The organism is Vibrio sp. 10N.261.52.A1 (genome assembly GCF_002876325.1).
In the GTDB taxonomy this organism is placed as follows: Bacteria; Pseudomonadota; Gammaproteobacteria; order Enterobacterales; family Vibrionaceae; genus Vibrio; species Vibrio chagasii.
Window position 1 is genome coordinate 1 of record NZ_MCYD01000501.1, and the last position, 1,978, is coordinate 1,978.

At 42.3% G+C, this 1,978-nt stretch carries 2 protein-coding genes; both read right to left on the bottom strand.

All coding sequences use genetic code 11. The annotated features are described in order from the left end of the window. Positions 1-197 precede the first annotated feature (197 nt). Positions 198-728, bottom strand: coding sequence for a hypothetical protein (locus BCT81_RS05980; protein WP_102423520.1), 531 nt, complete (start codon positions 726-728; stop codon positions 198-200). A 282-nt stretch (positions 729-1,010) separates the two neighbouring features. Next, on the bottom strand, positions 1,011-1,978 hold a 968-nt coding region (locus tag BCT81_RS05985), incomplete at its 5' end, for a GGDEF domain-containing phosphodiesterase (protein ID WP_133152579.1).

Consider the following 1,978-nt stretch of genomic DNA (forward strand, 5'->3'; position numbering starts at 1 on the left):
GTATAATATCTAGTACTCAAATTAAACCTTGTTATATTAACGGTTTAAATCAAATTTCACCCTTATTGATTGCTTTACAAACAGAAAGCCCCTAATTAGGCAGGCTAATAGGAGCTTTTGTCGACTTTCTTTTGCGGACTTCCTTGTTAGGCTTTCTTTTAAGCCATTTATTGTTTACATAAATGGAAAGCTAAAGGTTAGAAGTTGAAGCTTGCTGTAACACGTACGACATCTTCTTCGAATGGTTTGGTGCTACCTGAACCGTCGGGTACCATTGCTGAATCATTGATCTTTCCGTAATCGACCGTTAGACCTATCATGCGCCAGTTCACTGTGGCACCCACTGAACCATAAACATTATCGATATTGATGTCGTTGAAAGAAGCGTCGCCCGATTCCACATCGGCATTTAAGTAGTTGATACCAACCTTAGGGATGATATCAAACTCGGCAATTTCAAATCTGTAGCCGATGTTGGAATATAAGCCCCATGCATCTTGTGAGTTTGGCTCGTCCAAATCTACCGCTTCCGTACCTAATGAAAAGCCACCACCTACGACAATATTATTCGATAGGGCTTTACTATAGCCAAAGGTTGCTAGCTCTTGATTCCCAATAAATGTCACACCGGCCTCAATAGAGTTGTCGCGGTCACCTGCGAGTGCAGACAATGGTAAGCAAACTGTAACGACAGCGACTGCAGGTAAGACTAAGTGGTTCTTTTTCATGATTCTCTTTCTCATTTTGTATGGATGAAAGCATTCTACAAAATATCGAAGCTCAAATATGAGTCGCTAAAAGGTCACATTTGAGCTGAACAAGAATTGACATAAAGAACTGGTAACTAACTCAAATATTGAGACGAAGGAGATATTTTATGAGTGAGAAGCATACTGCTGCTGAGTGTTAATAGCTCGACATGTTCAGCAGCTTGTTAGGCTAGATACACGATGCATGAGTCGATACTCACCACTATTGTTTACTCGCCATTTCAGGTGAATAGCACTGGCTTATCGAAGGAATAAAAACTTGCTTTCGACTTCATTTGAAGGGATTGGTTTACTAAACAAGAACCCCTGCAGATATTGGTAACCACAGTCGACTAAGAAGCCCTTCTGCGTTTCTGTCTCAACACCTTCCGCGACCACTTTTAGCCCTAACTTGTCACAGATAGCTTGGGTTGCTTGAACAATGGCTTTGCTGCCTTTGTGTGACCCATGCACAAAACTTTTATCGAGCTTGACTGTACTAATAGGTAGGTCATGCAACATAGATAGTGAAGAGTAACCAGTGCCAAAATCATCCAGATGCAGCTCCACACCCAACTTGGCAATGTCGCACAACGCTTGTCTAACTTCACCATGTTTGAAAATCATGGATGACTCAGTGATCTCAAGGGCGATACTCTGAGGCTGGATATTGTAGAAGTTGAGCATTGCAGATAGTTGGTCTGCAAAGGTTGCATGCATTTGAATACTCGAGATATTGATACTCATCATTAGCTGGTTATCAAATTTTCTGTGCCAAATGGATAGCTGCTTAAGTGCGGAGTTGAGCACCCACTTTCCGAGCGGAACTATCTGACCTGTTTCTTCTGCTAGAGCGATAAACTCGTCAGGTCTAATGTCTCCTAAATCTTTATCTGACCAGCGTAGCAGTGCTTCAAACCCTTTCACTTTATCACTGTTGGTATTCATGATTGGTTGGTAGTGCAGTGCAAGATCTTCATTCTCTAGAGCGCGAGCTAAACGATGACGAATTTCTACTTTTCGATGAAGTGCACGAGCTAAGCTAGGGGTGAAAGTTTGGAAGCGGTTACGTCCGTTAGCTTTCGCCATGTGCATTGCCATGCCCGCTTGCTTTAGTAAAGACTCTTGGTCTATGGCATTATCTGGAAAGTTTGCAGTACCAATGCTGCAACCCACAGACAGAGTACCAATTCCGCTGATATGAAAGCTTCGGTTTAGTGCATCAATAA

Coding starts and splice junctions, on each gene's coding strand:
- BCT81_RS05980 (WP_102423520.1), bottom strand. CDS start 728: ATGAAAAAGAACCACTTAGTCTTACCTGCAGTCGCTGTCGTTACAGTT.